General features: G+C 39.8%; 21 protein-coding genes. 5 read left to right on the forward strand and 16 right to left on the reverse strand.

What is annotated here, in order from left to right; genetic code table 11:
- Positions 1-4 precede the first annotated feature (4 nt).
- From dcd to AC30SF_RS06215, 3 genes are read left to right on the forward strand one after another with little or no spacing between them, the layout of a single operon-like run.
- Complete coding sequence (gene dcd / locus AC30SF_RS06205) at positions 5-589, forward strand: dCTP deaminase (RefSeq protein WP_296027585.1); 585 nt, start codon at positions 5-7, stop codon at positions 587-589.
- The gene (locus AC30SF_RS06210) at positions 590-1,795 is read left to right on the forward strand and encodes a hypothetical protein (RefSeq protein WP_489607896.1); all 1,206 of its coding nucleotides are present in this window, start codon (positions 590-592) and stop codon (positions 1,793-1,795) included.
- On the forward strand, positions 1,795-2,973 hold the full coding sequence (locus AC30SF_RS06215) for a sugar transporter (protein WP_489607897.1): 1,179 nt from the start codon (positions 1,795-1,797) through the stop codon (positions 2,971-2,973). The genes AC30SF_RS06210 and AC30SF_RS06215 overlap by 1 nt, the downstream gene beginning before the upstream one ends.
- Positions 2,974-3,000: 27 nt before the next feature.
- Here AC30SF_RS06215 and AC30SF_RS06220 read toward each other — a convergent pair whose 3' ends face one another.
- From AC30SF_RS06220 to AC30SF_RS06270, 11 genes are all read right to left on the reverse strand, one after another.
- Positions 3,001-3,525, reverse strand: a complete 525-nt coding sequence (locus AC30SF_RS06220; RefSeq protein WP_209364677.1) for a DUF1523 family protein — start codon at positions 3,523-3,525, stop codon at positions 3,001-3,003.
- A 31-nt stretch (positions 3,526-3,556) separates the two neighbouring features.
- Positions 3,557-4,339 (reverse strand): TatD family hydrolase, encoded by a 783-nt coding sequence (locus AC30SF_RS06225; RefSeq protein ID WP_489607898.1) that lies wholly within the window; start codon positions 4,337-4,339, stop codon positions 3,557-3,559.
- A gap of 3 nt (positions 4,340-4,342) precedes the next feature.
- The gene (locus AC30SF_RS06230; RefSeq protein ID WP_489607899.1) at positions 4,343-5,326 is read right to left on the reverse strand and encodes a DNA polymerase III subunit delta'; all 984 of its coding nucleotides are present in this window, start codon (positions 5,324-5,326) and stop codon (positions 4,343-4,345) included.
- Positions 5,323-5,955 (reverse strand): dTMP kinase, encoded by a 633-nt coding sequence (gene tmk, locus AC30SF_RS06235; RefSeq protein ID WP_489607900.1) that lies wholly within the window; start codon positions 5,953-5,955, stop codon positions 5,323-5,325. Before tmk ends, AC30SF_RS06230 begins: the two co-directional genes overlap by 4 nt.
- 1 nt (position 5,956) lies before the next feature.
- Positions 5,957-7,000 (reverse strand): endolytic transglycosylase MltG, encoded by a 1,044-nt coding sequence (gene mltG / locus AC30SF_RS06240; RefSeq protein WP_489607901.1) that lies wholly within the window; start codon positions 6,998-7,000, stop codon positions 5,957-5,959.
- 287 nt (positions 7,001-7,287) lie between these two features.
- Complete coding sequence (locus AC30SF_RS06245; RefSeq protein WP_489607902.1) at positions 7,288-9,339, reverse strand: AAA family ATPase; 2,052 nt, start codon at positions 9,337-9,339, stop codon at positions 7,288-7,290.
- A gap of 63 nt (positions 9,340-9,402) precedes the next feature.
- Positions 9,403-11,355, reverse strand: coding sequence for a DUF262 domain-containing protein (locus AC30SF_RS06250; protein ID WP_489607903.1), 1,953 nt, complete (start codon positions 11,353-11,355; stop codon positions 9,403-9,405).
- A gap of 1 nt (position 11,356) precedes the next feature.
- Positions 11,357-12,712: a DUF262 domain-containing protein gene (locus AC30SF_RS06255; protein ID WP_489607904.1), complete on the reverse strand. Its 1,356-nt coding sequence runs from the start codon at positions 12,710-12,712 to the stop codon at positions 11,357-11,359.
- Positions 12,713-12,789: 77 nt separating this feature from the next.
- Complete coding sequence (locus AC30SF_RS06260) at positions 12,790-13,554, reverse strand: PP2C family protein-serine/threonine phosphatase (RefSeq protein WP_489607905.1); 765 nt, start codon at positions 13,552-13,554, stop codon at positions 12,790-12,792.
- A 10-nt stretch (positions 13,555-13,564) separates the two neighbouring features.
- Positions 13,565-14,398 (reverse strand): SIR2 family NAD-dependent protein deacylase, encoded by an 834-nt coding sequence (locus tag AC30SF_RS06265; RefSeq protein ID WP_489607906.1) that lies wholly within the window; start codon positions 14,396-14,398, stop codon positions 13,565-13,567.
- Entirely contained in the window at positions 14,395-14,595 is a 201-nt protein-coding gene (locus AC30SF_RS06270; RefSeq protein WP_489607907.1) for a DNA translocase FtsK, read from the reverse strand. The genes AC30SF_RS06265 and AC30SF_RS06270 overlap by 4 nt, the downstream gene beginning before the upstream one ends.
- A 222-nt stretch (positions 14,596-14,817) precedes the next feature.
- Here AC30SF_RS06270 and AC30SF_RS06275 point away from each other — a divergent pair, with 222 nt between their 5' ends.
- Positions 14,818-15,813 (forward strand): virulence RhuM family protein/type II toxin-antitoxin system death-on-curing family toxin, encoded by a 996-nt coding sequence (locus tag AC30SF_RS06275; RefSeq protein ID WP_489607908.1) that lies wholly within the window; start codon positions 14,818-14,820, stop codon positions 15,811-15,813.
- A gap of 57 nt (positions 15,814-15,870) precedes the next feature.
- Here the strand turns inward: AC30SF_RS06275 and AC30SF_RS06280 are convergent, their stop codons facing one another.
- The 5 genes from AC30SF_RS06280 to rng form a co-directional block, all read right to left on the reverse strand.
- Complete coding sequence (locus AC30SF_RS06280) at positions 15,871-16,587, reverse strand: hypothetical protein (protein WP_485862255.1); 717 nt, start codon at positions 16,585-16,587, stop codon at positions 15,871-15,873.
- A 204-nt stretch (positions 16,588-16,791) separates the two neighbouring features.
- Positions 16,792-17,094, reverse strand: coding sequence for a hypothetical protein (locus AC30SF_RS06285; protein ID WP_489607909.1), 303 nt, complete (start codon positions 17,092-17,094; stop codon positions 16,792-16,794).
- Positions 17,095-17,180: 86 nt separating this feature from the next.
- Positions 17,181-17,891: an SIR2 family NAD-dependent protein deacylase gene (locus AC30SF_RS06290; RefSeq protein WP_489607910.1), complete on the reverse strand. Its 711-nt coding sequence runs from the start codon at positions 17,889-17,891 to the stop codon at positions 17,181-17,183.
- A 160-nt stretch (positions 17,892-18,051) separates the two neighbouring features.
- On the reverse strand, positions 18,052-19,005 hold the full coding sequence (locus AC30SF_RS06295; RefSeq protein ID WP_489607911.1) for a helix-turn-helix transcriptional regulator: 954 nt from the start codon (positions 19,003-19,005) through the stop codon (positions 18,052-18,054).
- Positions 19,006-19,186: 181 nt separating this feature from the next.
- Positions 19,187-20,662 (reverse strand): ribonuclease G, encoded by a 1,476-nt coding sequence (gene rng / locus AC30SF_RS06300; protein ID WP_311463256.1) that lies wholly within the window; start codon positions 20,660-20,662, stop codon positions 19,187-19,189.
- A gap of 137 nt (positions 20,663-20,799) precedes the next feature.
- Here rng and putP point away from each other — a divergent pair, with 137 nt between their 5' ends.
- Complete coding sequence (putP, locus tag AC30SF_RS06305) at positions 20,800-22,320, forward strand: sodium/proline symporter PutP (protein ID WP_489607912.1); 1,521 nt, start codon at positions 20,800-20,802, stop codon at positions 22,318-22,320.

The raw sequence follows: 22,320 nt of genomic DNA on the forward strand, positions 1-22,320 counted from the left end.
GATCATGAGATTATGTGATACTGACATTGAACGTTATCTGGATGAAGGCTTAATTTCACTGAATCCGCGCCCGTCTAACGATAAAATTAACGGTGCGACGATTGATGTTCGTTTAGGTAATTCTTTTCGCGTATTTCGTGAACATTCTGCCCCTTACATTGATTTAAGCGGCCCGAAAGAAGAAGTCTCCGCGCAATTAGAATCGGTCATGAGCGATGAAATTATTATTGCCGATGACGAAGCTTTCTTTTTACACCCCGGCGTACTTGCCCTTGCCACCACCTTAGAATCGGTAAAACTGCCGGCGAATATTATCGGTTGGTTGGACGGACGATCCTCTTTAGCGCGTTTGGGTCTCATGGTGCACGTAACGGCACACCGTATTGATCCGGGTTGGGAAGGCAAAATTGTGTTGGAGTTTTACAATTCCGGCAAGTTGCCATTGGCGTTGCGTCCGAATATGGTGATTGGCGCCTTGAGTTTTGAAGTGTTAAGTGGCACGGCGGCGCGTCCGTATAACAGCCGTAAAGACGCTAAATACAAAAATCAACAAAATGCGGTTGCCAGTCGCATTGATGAGGATAAATAAATGAAAAAGATCGCCCTGATGACATTGGTCGTGATGTTGGCGATCTCAGCACTTTTTTACATTCAACTGAATAAGCTGGAAAGTGCGGTCAGTACCAAATTGGCACAACATGAAACTACCTTTCACGCCTTTAATCTAGGTATTCTCCCGCAACCTTATATTTCCTTCGATAAAGTCCAGTATAACCGAATCAGTATTGAAAAACTGACAGGCAAGTTCCCCTTATCGGCAATGTTGTTCGGTGATGTAAAGTTGCAGGAAATCGACATTCAAAATCTGAAACTCTCTGAAAATGCGCAAAACGCGGCAACTATTCAAATGCGTTTTTCTGATTTTTCCTTGGGTAACATTACTACCGATAACATTTCATTGAGTGGTGATAGTCAGATTCTGGTGGAGTTAGCGAAACCGCTGTACGGCAACAATCGTGTTTTTAATTTTCATTTTATGAAAGGCGGCGTTCAGCGCAGTGAGGAGAGAAAACTTGTCGCCTATTTTGATCATGTTGTTTTAAATGAAGAGAAGGTGGGCTTTGTTAAAACGACATTGGATTTATCCCAATACACCAAACATCTCACTGCGGATATTGATTCTTATTGTACGACGCGTTCACCTTGCCTCGCACACCTAGATTATGCAAGCGATCCCGATCAAAGTGCGGTCAGTTTTCGAGGCAAAAATTACCCTATCGAACGTTTATTGGCGTTATTTAATTTCCCAAATACGCTCACCGGTAACACGGATTTTGACATTACCGCCGAGTTCGTTCAGTCGCGAATAAAAGCCGGTAAATTCTATTTTAGTGCGCATGATGGCGAGTTATCCGGCGTGAATTTATTGGAACTTGCCGGGCAATATTTACCAATTAATTGGCAGAATGCCGAAGTTAAACAAAAAGACGCGATCAAAACGCCGTATAAAAAATTTGTTATGAGTTCTATGCTTCAAGAGAATCAATTGAAGATTGACAAAATCCTGTTAAAAACCACCGCACTTTCAGGGGAAGGACGCGGTCAGGTAAACTTAAAATCCATGCAATGTGATGTGAATTTAACGCTTCGATCAAATAATGAAAAATATTCGGAATTTGTTCTGCCCCTGCGTTTCTTTAATAATTGCTACTCCCCACAATATGAAGTGCTATTTGATAAAAACTTGCGCAATCAACTTAAAGATCTTCTTAAACGTAAATTAGGGCGGGAATAATGGCCACTTTAAAAATCGTACGACGCTTAAAATTTTTTCGCGTCATTTTGTTGGCATTTGCCGCCTTTGTTTTTAACACAACAGAATTCTTACCGGTCGCCTTGCTTTCAGACATAGCCCAAAGTTTTCAGATTCCGGTAGAACAAACCGGGCTGATGATTACTATTTATGCGTGGATTGTGTCGCTGATGTCCTTACCTTTTATGCTCATGACGGCAAAGCTAGAACGACGTAGTCTGTTAATCAAATTATTCATTATTTTTATTGCCAGCCACATTTTGTCAGTTTTGGCGTGGAATTTCTGGATATTGCTACTTTCCCGTATTGGCATTGCCTTTACGCACGCCATTTTCTGGTCAATCACCACGTCCCTTGCAGTGCGTGTCGCGCCAAAAGACAAAAAAGCACAAGCCATCGGGCTGTTAGCTATGGGCAGCGCATTAGCAATGGTGCTCGGCTTGCCGATAGGACGGATTATCGGACAATATCTCGGTTGGCGCGAAGCCTTTGGGATTATCGCTTTTCTTGCGTTTTGTCTTCTTCTACTTCTCTATCGTTTCCTACCGCACTTAGCCAGCCGCAATGCCGGTTCGCTAAGCAGTGTGCCTTCGTTATTTAAACGCCCACTTTTGGTGGGGCTCTACGTGTTAACGATACTGATCGTTTCAGCGCATTTTACCGCTTACAGTTATATTGAGCCTTTTATTGTTCGCATTGGAGAAATGAGTAATGGCGTTGCCACGGCAATCTTATTGATTTTTGGGCTTTCCGGCATTACCGCCAGTCTGCTCTTCAACCGCTTACATCGTTTAGCACCGGCAAAATTCCTCTTAACGTCCATGGCGATTTTGGTCATTTCTTTAGCCTTGCTATTACCTTTTAGCCACAGTGAATTTTCCATGTATTTGTTGGCATTTGTCTGGGGAATCGGTATTTCAGGGATTGGTCTAAGTTTGCAGGTTCGTGTGCTACAACTGGCACCGGATGCTACAGATGTGGCGATGGCAATTTATTCCGGACTCTACAATATTGGTATCGGCGGCGGTGCGTTACTTGGCAATCAAGTTATGCAGCACCTCGGTTTATCCAGCATTGGGTTTACTGGTGCCGCCTTTGCAACGATCGGGCTAATGTTCTTTCTCTATATCCATGTGCGTTATGGCAAAACGCGTTCCTAGGAAAAGCCGGTTTTGCCACTGAACACATTAATTTTCGCTATCAAACCAACCACGGATAAATTGAATCGCGAAAAAGAGCGTAAAGAGCAAAACAACATAAAGAATATAAGAAACAATCGGATGGCTGGGCGAATCTGTCTCAGCCATTGCTTTTATGGATAACGCATTCGGGAATTCATCAAACATTGTTAAACGCCAGCCGTAATATTTGATTTCCACGGTTTTTTCTTCATTACCCAAGGCTTGCGCCAATGCCTGTAAATTGGCTGAACCGAATTTGAAATAGAACGGAAAACCCCAACGAGTATCTTCGTTGCGATATACCATCACTTTGCCGTTTTCATGTTGCGTATTGATAAAATACACATCGCGGGTCGGACCGTCTGCCGGATTCGCTTTCGTAATCGGCCCGTCTTTATCTACCCGTTTTACTTCAACGCCGGTCACTTTGGTGACATCATAGCTCGGCATCGCATAATTTATCGCTGCAGCAATACATAAATGAAAAATAAAAATGACGGAAATAAAAAAATATTTTAGAAATTTTCTCATCTTTTTGTCCTATTGAAATGCGATTGGTTAATTATTGTACCTGAATTTTAAATAAACGCTCAAAGTTTTGTGTGGTGATTTGCGCCATTTCCTCGACTGAAACGCCTTTCAATGCCGCCACATATTCACACACTTCACGAGTGTACGCCGGTTGATTTTGTTTACCGCGATAAGGCACCGGTGCCAAATAAGGCGAATCGGTTTCTACCAACAGGCGATCTAACGGCAGTTTGCGCACCACATCCCGAAGTTCTTCCGCATTTTTAAAGGTGATAATCCCTGAAATGGAAATGTAAAAACCTAAGTCTAATGCTTGTTTTGCCATCTCATAGTTTTCGGTAAAACAATGCAAAACGCCACCGCACTTTTCTGCCTGATTATCGCGCAATAGGCGAATCGTGTCTTCTCGCGCTTGGCGTGTATGAATGATGACCGGTTTATTTAGCTGGTTGGCCACGTCAATTTGGCTGGCAAACACGGCTTGTTGGGCAGCTTTGTTTTCTGCACTGTAATAATAATCTAAGCCGATTTCGCCGATGGCGATGACTTGAGGATCTTGCGCCAAGCGTAACAAACGCGCGGCATCATAAGGTTCTTCTTCAAAATCCAGCGGGTGCACGCCACAGGCTAAAGAGACGTTATCGAATTTGGCTAATTCCGGATACACTTTTTCAAAACGGCTCAAGGTTACGCCAATCGCTAATAAATGTTTCACATCGCGTGCTTTTGCCTTTGCTACCACATCAGCAATATTTTCATGTAATGTTTCGTAATCCAAGGCATCCAAATGGCAATGGGAATCCACAATAAACATATTTTATCCTTCAAATACTTCAGTAATTAAACGGGTCAGCCCGTCGAGTAAAATCAATTCTAAATTCAACGCCGAATTTGCTGATAAATCCGACCGCACTTTGCTAACAATTTGTGTTGCTTTTAATAATGCCGGGGCAGACAGTCCTTGGCTAAATTGAATGACGCCCTGTTCAATATCCTGACAAATCCAGTCTTCATGAATATGCAGTTTATTTTTTAAACTATCACTCAAAAAGGCTAACAACCAATCCAGCTGCTGCAAGACAAGTTCTTTAGTAAAAAACGGCAGTAATTCTAAAGGCGAACAACGGCGATAGAATAGCCAAAATTGGCGTAAAAATTCCCGTCGTTGCGCCAGTAAATTTTGCTCTAACATGGCAAGCGCGAGCAGTGGTCGACCATAATTCACCCGAAGTGCGGTCAATATATCTTGCGTTTCGGCGGATGTTTGTGATTGCAACCACTGTAATGCCGTGTCTGTGTCCGGTGGTAAGAGATTCCACACTTGGCAGCGACTGTAAATGGTTGGCAACAACGCCTTTTGCATATCGCACTGCAAAATGAAATAGGTATTTGGACGCGGCTCTTCCAACGTTTTTAAAATGGCGTTGGCAGCGGCTTCCGTCAGACGATGCGCCTGTTCGATATAAATGACTTTATTGCCGTTTTGCTGCGCATGCTGCGTCGCTTGTTCGTTCATGGTACGAATTTGATCCACGCCGATGTCTTTGTTCTCAATAGGCGAGATGAGCTGGAAATCCGGATGGCTGTTGGCTTGCATTAAATGGCAGGCATGGCATTCGCCACAAGCCTCCGCCCCGTTGGGTGTTAAGCACATCAGACGTTTTGCCAATGCGGAACAAAGTTGTTCGGCACCGAGGCCGTCATCGGCACGAATCAGCAGAGCGTGATGCCCTAAAGCCTCATCAAACGCCTGTGTGATTTTGTGATAGGTCGGCACCAACCAAGGAAATAATGAGATCATTTTGACAGCGAAACCCACCAATTTTTGACCGCACTTTTAATGTCTGCCTGCACTTGCTCAATGGATTGTTCCGCATTGATCATCACGGCTTTCGGATTGTCTTTTACCAGTTCTAAATAACGGGCACGGGTCCGGTGGAAAAAATCCAGATCTTGTTGTTCAATGCGATCCAGCTCGCCACGTCCACGGGCGCGGGCTAAACCGACGGCAGGATCAATGTCTAAATACAGGGTCAAATCCGGCTCAAAATCGCCCAATACGGTTTGTTTTAAGTTAGTTAACAAAGCCTCTCCCAACTGGCGGCCACCGCCTTGGTAGGCTTGTGACGACATATCATGGCGATCACCCACCACCCATTTTCCTTGGGCGAGGGCAGGCTTAATGACATTGTCCACTAATTGAATCCGTGCGGCATATAACATCAACAATTCGGCTTTGTCTGTGACCGGTTCCTCTGTTTCATGTTTAATGAGGTGACGTAATTTTTCTGCTAACGGTGTGCCACCGGGTTCACGGGTAAAAAAAACATCCTTAATGCCTAATTCCTTTAAGGTATCCACGACGCATTGATGGGCGGTGCTTTTGCCCGCACCTTCCAAGCCTTCAATAACGATAAATTTGCCTGCCATATTATTTTCCGTTTTGTTGGCGGTACCAGCGTAAATATTCCTGCACCGCTTTATTGTGTTCATTCAAGTTCCGACTGAATTTGTGACCGCCCGTGCCGTCGGCAACGAAATAATAAAATTCCGTTTGCGCAGGATGCGCCACGGCTTGTAATGCCTCTTCGCTTGGCATGGCAATCGGTGTTGGCGGTAAACCGTCAATCACATAGGTGTTATAAGGGGTTGGCGTTTCGAGATCTTTTTTACGAATATTGCCGTTGTAATCCTCACCCATGCCGTAAATCACTGTCGGATCGGTTTGAAGCTTCATTTTGGCTTTCAAACGATTAATAAACACCGAGGCAATTTGGGGACGCTCTGCGGCGATGCCGGTTTCTTTTTCCACGATGGACGCAAGAATTAACATTTCATAAGGATCGGCTAGCGGCAAATTTTTATCCCGATTATTCCATGCCTTATCCAACGCTTTTTTCATGCGTTCTGCAGCGCGTTGCAACAGTTCTAAGTCGGTAGAATTCGGCGTGTAATTATAAGTATCCGGATACAACCAACCGTCGATTTTCATCCATTCATCAATGGCTTTTGAGACTTTTGGCAGTGCCAATAACTGGAAAATCTCTTGTTCGGATTTATCTTTTAAGGTCTGTTTTAAGTGCGGTGCGTTTTCGAGGTGTTTTCGCCAATTTTTAAAGGTGTTGCCTTCAATAAATTGCACGTTAAATTGCGCTTCTTTGCCTGAGTTGAGTAATTTCAGCAAATCTTCTACGGTTTTCACATCATCCAACAAATAAGTGCCCGCTTTCACTTTGCTCAATTCCGGGTGCAATTTTAAGGCCCAAGGCAATAATGCGGCACTGTCCAAAATACCTTCTTGTTCTAATAACGTGACTAATTTATTACCGGTTGTGCCACGTTCTACGGTAAGAAGTTGATCCTTTTGTACATTGACAGGCTGCTGTACAAACTGTTGTAGTTGTTGATATCCCCAAAAGCCGGCGCCGGCAAGTAGAATGAAGCATAAAAAGAGAAATAAAACGATTTTTTTCATAAATTAAGAAAATGAGAAATTTTGCGGATTATACCACAAGCTTTCCTTTTTCAGCCCTGTTGTTTTACCGTTTTTAGCGCAAGAAAGTGCGGTGGTTTTTCACGATGTTTTTCGCCGTGTTTTTTTAAGACTGTCGCTCAATCACCACTCTAATATCTTCCGGCGGGGCGTAATAAGTTTATCTGAAAAATAAATCATGTGTTCTCCTTAATAAATCGTCCTAAATGCAATAACCCCCAATAACGAGGTTTAGAATATTGTCTATATAAATCAAAATATAGCAACGATTAAAAACCGACCTTTTTACGGGAAAACGCCGGCTTCACACGACATTCGCCACACAAGGCTTCTAACCACTCTTCTAGATTCTCAAAGGATGAAAAATTGTGTCGTCTAGCAACAGCAGCAAAATCGCCCGGCGTGAGTAAGTTCAACTCCAGGAGACGTTTTGAATGGGTTTCATTCCACTCCCCTAAATTCAATTTTTCTGCTTGTTGTTTAGCAAAATCTAACCGCTGCTGAGGTGTTAAATAATCAAACTTTAATTTTAAATCAAAACGCCGTAATGCTGCCGGATCCAGCACATTCATCAAATTCGTTGAAACCACCATTAAGCCTTCAAAACGCTCAATTTGTGTCAACATCTCATTAACTTGAGAACGCTCCCAACTACGTTCTGCACCATCGCGTGAAAATAAGAATGTATCCACTTCGTCCAACACTAGTAAACAATTATCACGCTTCGCCGATTCAAATGCCTCCGCAATTTTTTGTTCTGTTCCGCCCACATAAGGATCGAGTAAATCAGACCCTTTGCAAAGCAACAACGGCATATCTAACTGCTCGGCAAGCCAACTAGCCCAAGCGGTTTTCCCTGTGCCCGGCGGACCATAACAACAAATTCGACCTTTCTTGGTTCGTATTAATCCTTCACTGATTTTATGAATATTTTCATTGCAGGAAACCCACTCAAGCTGATAACTCAGTTTACTTTCCACCAACGGCTCAATTTTCTTTTTACCTTGTGCCTGTAGGGCTTCATTAAACAGTGTAATCAAAACGTCAGAAAAGGCTTTTTTACCGTTATCAACCGCATTTGCTACATTAAACACGCGCGTTAAAATCGCCGGCGAAAGTGACCGCACTTTGGCAAAATGCTGCACATATTCCGCCGTTAATTTACCGCATGCCAGCTGCGAAATTAACGCCGATTTATTTTTTAACGGCAAATCCGGCATTTCAAACACAAAATCAAAGCGACGTAAAAAAGCCGCATCTATGCTGTGTACCGAATTGGATAACCAAATCATCGGCACGTTATTGTTCTCCAGCAACTGATTTGTCCACGCTTTATTTTTTTGTGCAACAGAACGCTCCATAAACGAGCCGTTAAACACATCTTCAATTTCATCAAAAATTAAAAGCGCCTGCTTCCCGTTCAATAACGTTTGCGCAAGACGACTGTAGTTCAGGCGTTGCTCTGCCTTCACAACATCTCCGTCAGAATCCATGTAAGTAATGTTATACGCCGAAATCCCTAATGCCTGTGCAAGCAATCCGGCAAATTCGGTTTTACCGGTGCCGGGCACGCCATAAATTAAAAGATTCACGCCTTTCTGATGATGTTTTAGTGCCTGTTGCAAATAGGTCAACATCATCTCTTTCATGCCGGCAATATGGGCAAAATCAACCAACTGCAAACTTGGCACTTGAGCGACTTCCGTACAAGATTTTAATAGGACATTTTCGTTTAATGGTTGTGTCACAAATTCATCAAAATCTAAGGTTTCGCCCCAGTCTAAATAATCATGCACACTATCGGGACGATAATCGCGATCAATCAGGCCATAAGCATCGAGTTTACTGCCTTTCTTTAAGGCAGATAGAATCTGATTTTTCGGCTGTTTAAGTAAATCCGCCATGATCGCCGCCGTTCTTTGTAAATCCGATTTCGGCAAGTACTCAAACAAATCTCGCATAGGCCCTTCACTGCGTAAATGCATGGCAAAGCGAAGAAGTTCCTGTTCAACGGGATTCAGCTGCAAAAATTCTGCCAACGTTGCCAAATTTTCATACGCCTGTTTCCATAACTCCGGTAAAAGTGCGGTAGATTTTTGAAGTGTTTTATACCGCTCTTTTAAAAGCCGACGAGCAACCGTGCGTAAATTTTTATCATTCTCTAATTCTTCAGGCAGTCCAAACGCACTGGCAATTTCATCACTTCGCCAACTACTCTCCCGAAACACTTCAGAAAAACCTTTATGCTCAAATAAAACTTTAAGCATCATATTTTCAGTATAAGAAGACACTGTTGGTGGGTTTAATTTATATTCGGACATAAAAAATACTCCTTACTGGGTTGGTAAGGAGTATTTTAGTGAGGGGTGCGACAAAAGATGTCGTTAGGAATTAGCCTTAGATAGCGGTTGATTTAGAATTTCGAGCATTTCTTTTCCATGCTTTAATATCTCCTCAGTTTTCCAATTATTAAGCTCTTTTGTTTTTTCCATCATTAAAGCCTGTTTTAGACTATCATAATTTTTATCTTGATAATAAGTACATTTAGCTTCAGGTGTTAAATTGCTTAAACGAGAGTTTTTACTTTGAGATAACAAATACAAGTTACCAAAATTATCTAAAGTCTCTTTCTCTAATCTCTCTAACCCATGTTCTTCTGAAGGGTGCTGTGGATAATGATGCTCAACAGAACTTCTGAATGTAAATCTAAACTGAGGATACGTCTTTTTATACTTTGTCCATAACTGATAGTCTAATCGATTAAACACAAAGTTAGGAACATTTACCCCTCTATCCCAACATTCTTTATCATTCGAATTTTCTTTACTTCCTGAGTTCAATTCAAATTCCACTTCCACTTTATCTAATATAATCTCTGTAATATCTTTTCCTTGACAGTTATTACCAAAATAGAATTTATCACAAAGTTCTTCTAGAAAATTAATATAGTTATCAGAAGTTATATTATCCTTATTATTAAATAACCAACGTAATACCGCATACAACCAGTTTTTGTAAATGCGAGATGGGTTAGAAACATGGAACATTGAAAGTAACATCACTACTTTTTTTGTAGGATCTGCATCATTAAGTGCTTCATCATCATTTTTATCTAAACTATTGTCGACAGACACATTTTTATAACTACCAAATGCATTTTTATAGTAATAACCTGATTTTCCTTTAACTATTTTCCATAACGACCAGTTTTCATAATCAGTTCTAATCATATTAGATTTAATCACGTATAAATCAAATAAATAACGACAAACCAATAATGTATAAATAAATATTCTAACTTTTTTAGGTTTTCCTTCAAACTTACCTTCAAATGATTTTAATAGTAACTTTTCATCTAATGACACATTGCATGGATCATTTTGGGCAGAATATTTACACTTATCAAACATTTCTAAATAAATTCGTAAAACATGCATTAAGAAATTAGGAAAATCAATTACTGAAGTAAATTCGCCATCATATTTATCCTGTGATTGTTCTTTTTTTTCTATTTTTACCTCGGCATTAATAAGTTCTACGATACTATTTTTAGGTTCTCTAGGATTTTCAGGTTTTCCAGAATTTTCATTCAAAATAGTCTTAAAAAATCCACGTGCTTTTCTCCAATCACCACCTAAAATGACTTCTCTTAATTCAGAATCAAACCCCATCACAACATAACGACTCATATCTGAGCATGAATCCCAGATTTTTGCAAATAATGATTGCTCAATAGGTGTTGGCAACACTTTCATCAAACGAGCTTTTAGAATTTCATGCTTTTCAAGCTGTTCTCCACGGGTATTCATAATTTCGAAATAATGGTTTAAATCTGTGCCTTCTGGCACTTCAGTTCGGATAATTTCAACTTTATCCAAAAGGAATTTTACAATTTTATCTTTATTATTTCCCCATTCATCAATAATTTTCTTAATTGTTTTTAATGCTTGTGAAAAATTACTTGGTAATTTTTCAGAATTAAGATTGGATAATGCTTGTTCAGATTCATCTCGATGTTCAAAAGAAACATTTCTAAAACTTAATTTACCAAGATGATGCATTATTAACGTAAGTGTTGTTAGTCTTTGCTGGCCATCAATTACTTCAAAATCACCATTGTCTCGGCGATAAACAACTAAGCTTCCAATATAATAATTTTTATCTTGTTCTTTATTTTTTTCACAAGCATTTTTTATATCTTGAAGTAATGAACTAATTTCATCGTCACCCCAAGCATAATTACGTTGGTAGATTGGAATAATATAGTTACATTTATTCTCATCATTAAATAAATCAGATATGGTTAATGTCTTTACATATTCTTTAGCATTACTCATTTTACACTCCAAAAACATCCTTTATTTTCTTGTCTATGTTACTAAACTTATCTTCACGTATTACTGAGGTATATCTCAGCACTTGTATTGGCATAGAGGATTTCTCTATATGATTAAATAGTCCATTTTTTGAGTGAGCTTCATCTTCTATAGTTTTGAAAGTAATACGCTGATATTCAAAACGAATTCGATAAACCCATAAAAATGCTTTATTTATAAATTCATCTAAATATACTTCACCAAACTTATCAAAATAGAATAATACTATGCATTCAAATAAATTTTTCAAATATTTATCCCCTACTCGATAGCAATACTCTTGATTATTAAGAAAAGTATTTACGCCTTTTTCTATATCTTTACCGTTAATTTTTTTCACTTTATCAACAAGCCCACTTCCTTCTTTAAATAATTTTTCATAGAGCTCAGAATAATACTGAACATAATCAAAAAATTGCTCTCCATTTATTAACGTTTGTATTGTTTGAAAACTTGTTTTCACAAATCTTGGATGATAAAACATAGGATTTTGTTGTGCTAATTTCTCTACAACCTTTGTTGCAAACAGTGGGCTAAGATAAGGATAGGTAGCACTTTCTGATACGCCCTTAAACGTCTCTAGCTCATCCGATGTAAAAACTTCTCCACTTTCTTGATAGTGCCATCGGCGTAATCTAAAAAGAATATAGTTGATAATTTTATCTAAGTTATTAATTTCTTGGGAAAGTGCAGATTTCTCCCAACGTTCAACACAATGATGAATAATCTCTTTTGGCTTATCTTTCATTTCTCGTAAATGATAAGCTTTCAGCAAATCGTAAGATTCTAAAGGTTTTCCTCTTGAGTTTTGCGAATCAAAAAATTGAAAGGCTTCGTCTAAATCATCTAATTCAACATAAACCATCTCACAAATCTCTAAAATATAAGTTTTAAATTCATCCTTATCAGAAATTGAATAATTCTCAATAAAATTATAATTATCAATTATATTATTCTTACTATGACTATGAGTTATAGTTTCATCTAATAAAGACTTTTCCTTGAATTTCTTTTTATTATTCAAATAATAAAGTAATAATGAAAGTGTAATTAAACGTTGCTGACCATCAACAATATCTAACTTTTCTTCAATTTTTTGAGTTTCTTTGTTTTCTTCATTATATTTATGTATTACCACGGTTCCAATTCGATAAACTTGTTGTTGATTACGGAAATGCGTCAGTAAATCATCAATTAATTGTTGAACGTGTTTTATTGTCCATTTATATGGGCGCTGGTAGCTCGGAATAGATAAATTCACATCTAAAATTTCTTTTATTTTCACTACCTTAGCTTTTTCTTCTTTTGGGTTACTCATGTTATTCCTTAAGTTTTATCTAAAATTGGTACACTATGCTATATATCTAAAAAAATAACTGCAAGCGGTTATTTTTTCTAATCATTTTGCAAAACTGTACAAACAACCACTGACAAATCATCATAAAATCTTTGTTTAGCAACTAATTTACGACACACCGTCAATCTAGATTTATCATTATCATATTGTTTCCAAATCTTTTCTCTTACTTCAGCAGAAAGTCCATCTGTTAATCCATCAGAACACAGTAATAAACTTTCCCCTTGTTGAATTTCAATTTCCTGATAAAAAATTTTATCTTGAAATTCGGAATAATCGGCAACCAAGCAAGAAGAAACACCGCCATAAATGGTGGCGAAATCTTCTTCTTTTTGATGAGGAGATAGTTCTAACAATTCGGACAAAATAGAATGATCCTTTGTAATTTGTCGCCATTTTCCTCCTTCATCAATAAGATAAGCTCTACTGTCACCCACGCTGACTATTTTGGCTTTTTGATTGATTTGATCAATTTCCGCCGCGACAAATGTGGTTGCAGAACCAAAATAGGTGTCTGCCAACTGTTCCGATAATTTATCTTGCAAATAAGGAATAGTGTTTCGACTTAATGTTTGAATCTTTTGCAACGCCGACATGACACACTTACTGGCTTTTTCCGCGTGATTGCTATTGGAAATACCATCGGCAATGCCAATGATAAAGTGCGGTCGATTTTCAACGCGTTTTTCCGCTGTTTTTAATTTAAACTGAAAAACCGTTTCACCATTAAATAACGCATCTTGATTGTGCCTTTTATTTTTTCCAATTTGCTGACAAAAGGTAATTTGACAGACATTTTGCATATTGTCTCCTTTATGCTGATTGCTTCAATAAAGTATCTATTGCTTTTAAAGCCTCAAGTGCGGTCATATCCAGCCCTAAAAAATGATGTTTTGATACGCCACCGTCTTGCGGATTAATGCGAATAAAACCGGCTTTCTTGGCTTTTGCCGTGCGTTCGGAAAAATATCGAACCGTTGGAATGGCTTTGCCTGCGCCAAGTTCAATCACCACTAAATTCGGCACGCCTTTAATCCATTGTTCTAAGGAGGTTCGTTTCAAATCTTGATAATTGCTATTGTAAAACCAGTCGTCAAACATTAAGACATTTTGTCTCGCTAAACCACCACAAAAAGGACAGCGCGGATAAGGACTCATTAAGCGCAAGTTAACATTATCCACTTCCGGTTGAAAATCCTTCGCCGTCCAACTTTGATGATGGCAATCATGAACACATTGCATACGTTCTAGCGTGCCATGCACTTCATAAACCCGTTTTTCTTCAAATCCGGCTTTTTGAAAATGGCCATCCACGTTGCTGGTAAACACAAAATAACCGTGTGGTTTTTCCGCTGCCCAGCGTTTTAAAATTTGGTAACCTTCATGTGGCGTCGTGTTACGATATTGCACTAGACGGTGTCCGTAAAACCAATAGATCAGCTCTGTGTGCGTTTCAAAGGACATCGGTGTCGCAATATCCTGAAAATTCAAGTTATGTTCACGAAATGCCGGATAAGCATTCCAAAATCCCCCACTACTTCTAAAATCCGGTAAACCTGAATCCACACTCATGCCTGCACCGGCAGTAATCAAAATGCCATCCGATTTGCGGATAAGCTCCACAGCATAGTTCAAATTATTTTTCATAGTACTTTTCTCTGCCCATTTTTCATTGTTGAAATAACACCGGCTTCTTCTAATTGCTCTAAAATTTGCCCCGCTCGATTAAAACCTATCCTAAATCGCCGTTGAATCATTGAGCAAGACGCAATTTTTTGTTGTTGTACAAATTTTTTTACATCCTCAAAAAGCGGATCTCGATTAAAAGTGACTTTCATTGGCATGATTTTTCTCCTCTATTGCGACGATAAATGGATTGAGAGAATTGTAAAAAATCTCTCTTTTATAAAAAAATGATACGGAAATAAGCGACAATTCGTGTCGTTAGGAAGTTTAACGCGAAATTCTTTTGAGAAGATTTTTTTGAAAATTAAGGTTATACAGTATTGCAATACATACATTTACCTGTTTATATATACAGATATTTTATTATTTAAAGGAAGAATATGAATAACCAAAACCCAATTGAAATTTACCAAGCGCAAGATGGCACGACACAAGTGGAAGTCAGATTTGAAAAGGATACGGTTTGGCTTTCTCAGGCGCAGATGGCAAATGTTTTCGATACTAGCTCAGATAATATTAGCCTACATTTAAGGAATATTTTTAATGAGTCTGAACTTGATGAAAATTTAACCTCCGAGGATTTCTCGGTAGTTCGCCAAGAAGGAAAAAGACAGGTTACTCGTAAAGTGAAACATTATAATTTGGATGCAATTATTTCTGTTGGCTACCGAGTGAAATCTAAATCGGCAACAAATTTTAGAATTTGGGCAACCGCTCGTTTAAAAGAGTACCTTACTCAAGGCTATACCATTAACCAACAGCGTTTAAAGCAAAACGCACATGAACTGGAACAAGCGCTTGCACTTATTCAAAAAACGGCAAATTCCTCAGCATTAACACTAGAAAGCGGTCGTGGATTAGTGGATATTGTCAGCCGTTATACGCATACGTTTTTATGGCTACAACAATATGATGAAGGTTTACTTGCCGAACCAAAAACTCAGCAAGGCGGGATGTTGCCCACGTATTCCGAAGCCTGCTCTGCATTGGCCGAGTTAAAAGCACAACTTATGGCAAAAGGCGAAGCAAGTGATCTGTTTGGACGTGAACGAGATGATGGCTTATCTGCTATTTTAGGCAATTTAGATCAAAGTGTGTTTGGTGAACCTGCCTACCCAAGCATTGAAGCAAAAGCCGCACATTTACTATATTTCGTCGTCAAAAACCATCCTTTTTCAGACGGTAATAAACGTAGCGGAGCATTTTTATTTGTGGATTTCTTACATCGAAATGGGCGTTTATTTGATCATAATGGCCATCCGGTTATCAATGATACCGGGCTTGCTGCACTCACATTATTAGTTGCCGAATCTGATCCGAAACAAAAAGAAACGCTCATTAGGCTTATTATGCATATGCTTAAGCAAGGGGAATAACGATAAATAGCGACCGAAGTCGCTATTTACCTATCAACGTTACACTTGGTAAAAACGTTATTTACATAATTCTTTTACCGAAGCAACTAATGTTTCCATTTTGTCATAAGAATTGATACCACTCGCGCCACCAAAAAATGGACAAACACAAATTAACGTATTCTTATACTTACGATAGAATATATTAAATTCTTCTAACTCTTTAGCTTCGTATACGGCTTCTCCAGTGAAAAACTTAAAGAAGTTATCTTTTTCTGTCACTCCCGTGCAAATAATCACTTTAGGATTACATTCATCTATAAGTTGACGGTAAAAAGCACCTCGATTTTCAACACACCAATTTCTATATTCATCAAAAGTTTCAAATCCAGTCAGCTTAATGAATTGTTCATTCCACTTAATCGATGATCTATTTTTAAAATTGATTGGTAGCATATTTAATTTAAAACCAATACCTTGTGGGTAAAGCACATTATAGGTTTTAACAAAATGCTCCGCACTTTCTCCATTTTTCCACTCTAAATTGTAGTAGTACCACAAAAACCAACATATTTTTCTATTATATTGAGCAGTCCAACTACCATCAAAATCATCTTCTAACCAAGAGTGCGGTATTAATTTAGGGCTTAAACTAAACTTCTCATAAAAATCATCCGAAGAGCTTTCATCGCCAATTCCCCATTCTAACCCACAAAACCAAACATCTGAGTTAGGATTTCCGCCATCTCCTCCAGCGAAGGATACTGCCACTTTTTTAAAATCTTCTGTTACCATCATTTTGTCCTTATTGTTTAAGTAGATTTATCCAAATTTCCATTGTTTCTTCTTGAATTACACCTTTTTCTTGACCTAATTTTATCGCCAGTTGTTGTAAACTTTTAGCCAACTCAGGATAACCACAATAATTTAAACTACGAATAATACGAGAAATCTTCTTACTTTCATGCCCAATATTGCGTAGCCAAACTTTACGTTCAGTTAATTCAGGTCTTGGGAATACTTGATTATCTTCACGATATAAACAGAAGTAATCCAGAATAAAATCAATAGAATGTAAATATTTATTTTGAATTGCTTCATCTCCAATAAAAAAGCGCGATCTTCTTCCTTAAAAACTGGTACGGAACGATTCCATTTTGAACTCTCTGTTACGGGTAAAAGCCAAGGAATATAAAAATAAGCATCACCAATCATTTTTTTTGGCATTGACCACATATCTTGCAAAGATAAATTATGTTGGCTTTTTCTTTGTTCTAAATAAAATTCGATTACTGGGTGCATATATTTCTCATTAATTTATCAACCGCAAAACCATGCAATATAGCGATACTAAACTCGATATTTACATGAAAAGTGCGGTCGTTTTTTTATGTATTTTTCACGTTCTCCAATAACTCTGCCACTACCTTTGGCACTCCCTCCCCTGCCTTTTCTTTTACTGCAATCACTTGCTTGCGTACAAAACCGGTATTGGGATTAGGATCGATTAAGTAAATCGGCGTATTGCGTGGGGCTTCATTAACCAAACCATTCGCCGGATACACTTGCAAAGAGGTGCCAATCACTAATACCACATCCGCTTGTTCTACAATCTCGATGGCTCGTTCTAGCATCGGCACCATTTCACCAAAAAAGACGATATAAGGGCGCATCGGATGTCCGTTTGGATCTTTATCGTCTAATTTCTGATCACCAAAACAATCCACGATATAACTTTCATCAAAACTACTACGCACTTTGTTTAATTCGCCGTGTAAATGCAACACATTTGAGCTTCCTGCTCGCTCATGTAAATCATCCACATTTTGCGTAATGATGCGGACATCATAGGCTTTTTCTAATTCAACCAATGCAACATGGGCTGCATTGGGTTTAGCTGCGGCAGCATTCTTGCGGCGTTGATTATAGAAATCGAGCACTTTCGCACGGTTCTTTTGTAAGGCTTCCGGCGTACAAACTTCTTCGACTTTATGTCCTGCCCACAAACCGTCTTCCGCTCTGAAGGTAGGAATGCCACTTTCAGCACTAATCCCCGCACCGGTTAATACGACACAAATTGGTTTATTTTTCGCTGTCATGCTTTTTCTCTCCTCTCATTTTTAGAATCTCATCAATCCGTCTATCTTTCGCTATCATGCCCAAAATATTTCCGCTTGATCAGGTGATTGATAAGGATTCATCTTAATGTCCTCTCTGTTGATGGCTTCATCATAAAACATAAAGCGACAATGTGTGTCGTTAGGAAATATCCTCAAGATATACACGCTCAATTTCTTGATAATTTTCGCCAAAATGCGCAATCCACCAGTTCAACATTTCACTCTCAATGACCGTGGCGGAAATTTCGTATTCACTACCGTAATCTTTTACATTTTGATCAACCGATAAAGGCGTTTCTGTCAAAAATCCACCAATCGCTTTATCCACTCTGAACGTTAAGCGAATTTTTCTGCCATAACTAAAACCGAATTTTTGGCTTTCAACATAAGCTTTCAAATTAAAATCCGGGCGATCAAATTGCATGGTACTCACAGTAACCTCAAGCAAACGATGCAAAGCAAGATGCAAAATATCACCATGTTCATATTGCGCGACGAGATAACTACTCGGGCCTTGTTGCACCAAAGCAAGTGGCTTAACTTGTGCTTTGTGCTCTTTGCCGTGAATACTTCGATAATGCACCTGTAAAAATCGATTTTGATAAAGTGCGGTACTGATTTGAGCAAAAATTTCGGGATCAATTTTGGCGGGCAATAACGGTTGGCTGGTTGGCGCAATCGCCACTTTGTTCAGCCATTCGGAACCGGATTTTTTATTGGCATCATAGACCAAGTTATATTCGGCCTGCTTAAAAAAGGATTCCATCGAATTGAGAATATTTGCAGGCAAAATGCCTTTTAAATATTGCTTCGCCAACATTAACACCAAGGATTGTTGCTCGTTTAAAATCGGCAAATCCAGCCCTTTGGTATTTTCTTTCCAGCGATAACTGTAAGGCTTGCTGAGAGTATTGCACTCAATATCAAACTGTTCAGACAGGCTTTTTAATTGACGTTGAATGCTACGAATATCGCGAGAAAATCCCATATCTTCCAGCTTCTGTTGGATTTCATGCGTGCTGATGTAACTACGTTTGGGAATTAAACGTAAAATTTCTAATTGAAAGTGCATTGTCTTGGATTCTTTTGCCATATTGTTTCTCAGCATTGTTATGTAAAAATCCCCAACATATTGTCGGGGATAAGAATTAAATTGCGTTATCCCAATACAACGATACGTTGCTCAGGACAGTTATTGTAGTGAGGGAAAAAACAACATTCGATGACGCAAAAGCTAAAACGTTCAAAAAATAGATTGTTTTCCCACCGCACTTTTACATCACCACCACATCAAACTGTTCCTGTGTGTAAAATGGTTCGGTTTTTACTTGGATTTGTTTGCCAATAAAGACTTCCAACTCGGCTAACAAACCGTGGGATTCTTCGTTGATTAAATAGTCGGCAACCGCGTGGGAGGCATAAACCACAAATTGTTCGCTGGCGAATAAATGGTGCACACGGATAATTTCGCGCATGATTTCGTAGCATACGGTTTCCACGGTTTTTACCCGTCCGCGGCCTTGGCAGGTTGGGCATTCGCAACACAATACATGTTCCAAACTTTCCCGCGTACGTTTACGGGTCATTTCTACCAAACCTAATTGCGTGAAGCCATTCACGTTTGTTTTCACCGGATCACGCGATAAGGCATCTTGCAAGGATTCCAACACGCGATTGCGATGTTCTTCACTTTGCATATCGATGAAATCAATGATAATCATGCCGCCGAGATTGCGCAGTTGAAGTTGTTGCGCGATGGTTTTAGTGGCTTCGATATTAGTGTTGAAAATGGTTTCTTCTAAATTACGATGCCCTACGAATGCACCTGTATTGATGTCGATCGTGGTCATGGCTTCTGTTTGCTCAATGATCAAATAGCCACCGGATTTGAGATTTACTCGTCTATCTAACGCGTGATGAATCCCCTTCTCCACACTGTACACATCAAAGAGCGGCTGATTTCCCGTGTATAAAATCAGTTTGTCGGTGAGGTTGGGGATGAACTCTTCGGTGAATTGTTTCACGTCATTGAAACAAAGTCGGGAGTCAATGTGAATTCGATCCAATTTGCCCCCGATAAAGTCGCGCAGAATGCGCTGTGTCAGCGCCAATTCGCCGTAAAGCATAGAACGAGTTGGGTATTTCGCACGACGCTCTAACACTTTTCGCCACAAGCGTTTTAAGAAATCGGCATCTTGTTGTAAATCCAGTTCAGTCGCCCCTTCGGCCGCAGTACGAATAATAAAACCGCCCAATTCATCACATAAAGGCAAAGTAAGTTCTTTCAAGCGATTACGTTCTTCCTCGCTTTCAATGCGTTGTGACACGCCCACATGGCTATTTTCCGGCATGAATACTAAATAACGGGAAGGCAAGGTAATATCCGTGGTGAGTCGCGCACCTTTCGTGCCAAGCGGATCTTTCACCACTTGCACCACAATATCCTGCCCTTCATGTACCAGTTGGGAAATGTCTTTCACCACAAATTGCTTTTGTTCACTTTCTTCCACACATTCAGTGTGCGATACAATATCTGACGCGTGTAAGAAAGCGGCTTTTTCCAGCCCGATGTCCACAAATGCCGATTGCATTCCCGGTAATACACGGGTGACGCGGCCTTTATAAATATTTCCCACAATACCTCGTTTGCCTTGGCGTTCAATATGCACTTCTTTGAGCAAACCGGTTTCCACTAAGGCAATGCGCGTTTCGCTTGGTGTCACATTGACCAATAATTCAACAGAATCCATAAAATATCTTATCCAAAATGTCGTTGTAATTGATTTTGCCGATTAGTCTAACGAAAAGGAAAATAGAATAACAGGGGCAAATAAGGTAAAATGCTCCCCTTTTTTTGAATATAAGAACTATTTTTAGGATTGATAGGATGTTTGGTTTAGATCCGACAATTGTTACATTTACTATTTATATTTTCGGCATGATTGGCATTGGTGTTGCCGCTTATTATTACACCAAAGATTTATCCGACTACATTCTTGGTGGTCGCCGCTTAGGCAGTTTCGTCACAGCAATGTCTGCCGGTGCTTCGGATATGTCCGGTTGGTTATTAATGGGATTGCCGGGCGCCGTGTATTTATCCGGTTTAGTCGAGGGCTGGATTGCCATCGGTTTGACTTTGGGAGCCTATTTAAACTGGCTCTTCGTTGCCGGACGTTTACGGGTTTACACCGAATTCAATCATAATGCCTTAACCCTGCCCGAGTATTTTCATCACCGTTTTGGCACGCGTCACAATGCGTTAAAAATCGTTTCCGCCTCTATTATTTTGGTGTTCTTCACCATTTATTGCGCCTCAGGCGTGGTAGCGGGTGCAAAATTATTCCAAAACCTCTTTTCAATTGATTATTCCACCGCACTTTGGTACGGCGCGCTCGCCACCATCGCCTACACCTTTATCGGTGGCTTTCTTGCGGTGAGTTGGACGGATACGATTCAAGCCACGCTGATGATTTTCGCCTTATTGCTTACCCCTGTTTTTGTGGTGATTTCTATCGGCGGCGTTGACGACTTACAAAGCGTCGTGCAACAAGCGGAAATGAGCGCGCAAAAAGAATTTACCGACTTATTCCATGGCACCACCATTATGGGCTTGTTAAGCCTTGCGGCATGGGGCTTAGGTTATTTCGGACAACCGCATATTCTCGCTCGCTTCATGGCGGCAGACTCTGTGCGCTCCCTCAATAAAGCGCGCAAAATCAGCATGACCTGGATGGTACTCTGTTTGGTGGGAGCCGTTGCCATCGGTTTCTTTGGTATGGCCTATTTCTATGCAAATGCAAACACCGCTTCCGCCGCTTTGGTAAACTATGAACCTGAGCAAGTTTTTATTGAATTATCCCGATTATTATTTAACCCATGGATTGCCGGTATTTTGCTTTCTGCCATTCTTGCCGCAGTAATGAGCACCTTAAGTTGCCAGTTGTTAATTTCTTCCAGTGCGATCACGGAAGACTTTTACAAAGGCTATATCCGCCCGAAAGCGTCTGAAAAAGAATTGGTTTGGTTAGGTCGCATCATGGTGTTGGTGATTGCCGCCGTTGCCATTTGGATTGCACAAGACCAAAACAGTAAGGTGTTGAAACTCGTTGAATTTGCTTGGGCGGGGTTTGGTAGCGCCTTTGGTCCGGTAGTTTTACTTTCACTCTTTTGGAAACGCATGACCTCTTCCGGTGCCATGGCGGGCATGCTCACCGGCGCAATAACCGTATTTGCTTGGAAAGAATGTTTACCGCAAGAAAGCGAATGGGCGCAAGTGTATGAAATGATTCCCGGCTTTATGTTCGCCGCCATCGCGATTATTATTGTGTCACTACTGTCCGCAAAACCGGATGCCGCGATTACCGACACCTTTGAGAAAGCTCAAAAAGCGTATCATGATGCGCTGTAA

The sequence above is a fragment of the Aggregatibacter valvarum genome, assembly GCF_980468985.1.

Bases quoted from the DNA above. Each gene is read 5' to 3' on its own strand.
- dcd (WP_296027585.1), top strand. From the start codon at position 5: ATGAGATTATGTGATACTGACATTGAACGTTATCTGGATGAAGGCTTA.
- AC30SF_RS06210 (WP_489607896.1), top strand. From the start codon at position 590: ATGAAAAAGATCGCCCTGATGACATTGGTCGTGATGTTGGCGATCTCA.
- AC30SF_RS06215 (WP_489607897.1), top strand. From the start codon at position 1,795: ATGGCCACTTTAAAAATCGTACGACGCTTAAAATTTTTTCGCGTCATT.
- AC30SF_RS06220 (WP_209364677.1), bottom strand. From the start codon at position 3,525: ATGAGAAAATTTCTAAAATATTTTTTTATTTCCGTCATTTTTATTTTT.
- AC30SF_RS06225 (WP_489607898.1), bottom strand. From the start codon at position 4,339: ATGTTTATTGTGGATTCCCATTGCCATTTGGATGCCTTGGATTACGAA.
- AC30SF_RS06230 (WP_489607899.1), bottom strand. From the start codon at position 5,326: ATGATCTCATTATTTCCTTGGTTGGTGCCGACCTATCACAAAATCACA.
- tmk (WP_489607900.1), bottom strand. From the start codon at position 5,955: ATGGCAGGCAAATTTATCGTTATTGAAGGCTTGGAAGGTGCGGGCAAA.
- mltG (WP_489607901.1), bottom strand. From the start codon at position 7,000: ATGAAAAAAATCGTTTTATTTCTCTTTTTATGCTTCATTCTACTTGCC.
- AC30SF_RS06245 (WP_489607902.1), bottom strand. From the start codon at position 9,339: ATGTCCGAATATAAATTAAACCCACCAACAGTGTCTTCTTATACTGAA.
- AC30SF_RS06250 (WP_489607903.1), bottom strand. From the start codon at position 11,355: ATGAGTAATGCTAAAGAATATGTAAAGACATTAACCATATCTGATTTA.
- AC30SF_RS06255 (WP_489607904.1), bottom strand. From the start codon at position 12,712: ATGAGTAACCCAAAAGAAGAAAAAGCTAAGGTAGTGAAAATAAAAGAA.
- AC30SF_RS06260 (WP_489607905.1), bottom strand. From the start codon at position 13,554: ATGCAAAATGTCTGTCAAATTACCTTTTGTCAGCAAATTGGAAAAAAT.
- AC30SF_RS06265 (WP_489607906.1), bottom strand. From the start codon at position 14,398: ATGAAAAATAATTTGAACTATGCTGTGGAGCTTATCCGCAAATCGGAT.
- AC30SF_RS06270 (WP_489607907.1), bottom strand. From the start codon at position 14,595: ATGCCAATGAAAGTCACTTTTAATCGAGATCCGCTTTTTGAGGATGTA.
- AC30SF_RS06275 (WP_489607908.1), top strand. From the start codon at position 14,818: ATGAATAACCAAAACCCAATTGAAATTTACCAAGCGCAAGATGGCACG.
- AC30SF_RS06280 (WP_485862255.1), bottom strand. From the start codon at position 16,587: ATGGTAACAGAAGATTTTAAAAAAGTGGCAGTATCCTTCGCTGGAGGA.
- AC30SF_RS06285 (WP_489607909.1), bottom strand. From the start codon at position 17,094: ATGCACCCAGTAATCGAATTTTATTTAGAACAAAGAAAAAGCCAACAT.
- AC30SF_RS06290 (WP_489607910.1), bottom strand. From the start codon at position 17,891: ATGACAGCGAAAAATAAACCAATTTGTGTCGTATTAACCGGTGCGGGG.
- AC30SF_RS06295 (WP_489607911.1), bottom strand. From the start codon at position 19,005: ATGGCAAAAGAATCCAAGACAATGCACTTTCAATTAGAAATTTTACGT.
- rng (WP_311463256.1), bottom strand. From the start codon at position 20,662: ATGGATTCTGTTGAATTATTGGTCAATGTGACACCAAGCGAAACGCGC.
- putP (WP_489607912.1), top strand. From the start codon at position 20,800: ATGTTTGGTTTAGATCCGACAATTGTTACATTTACTATTTATATTTTC.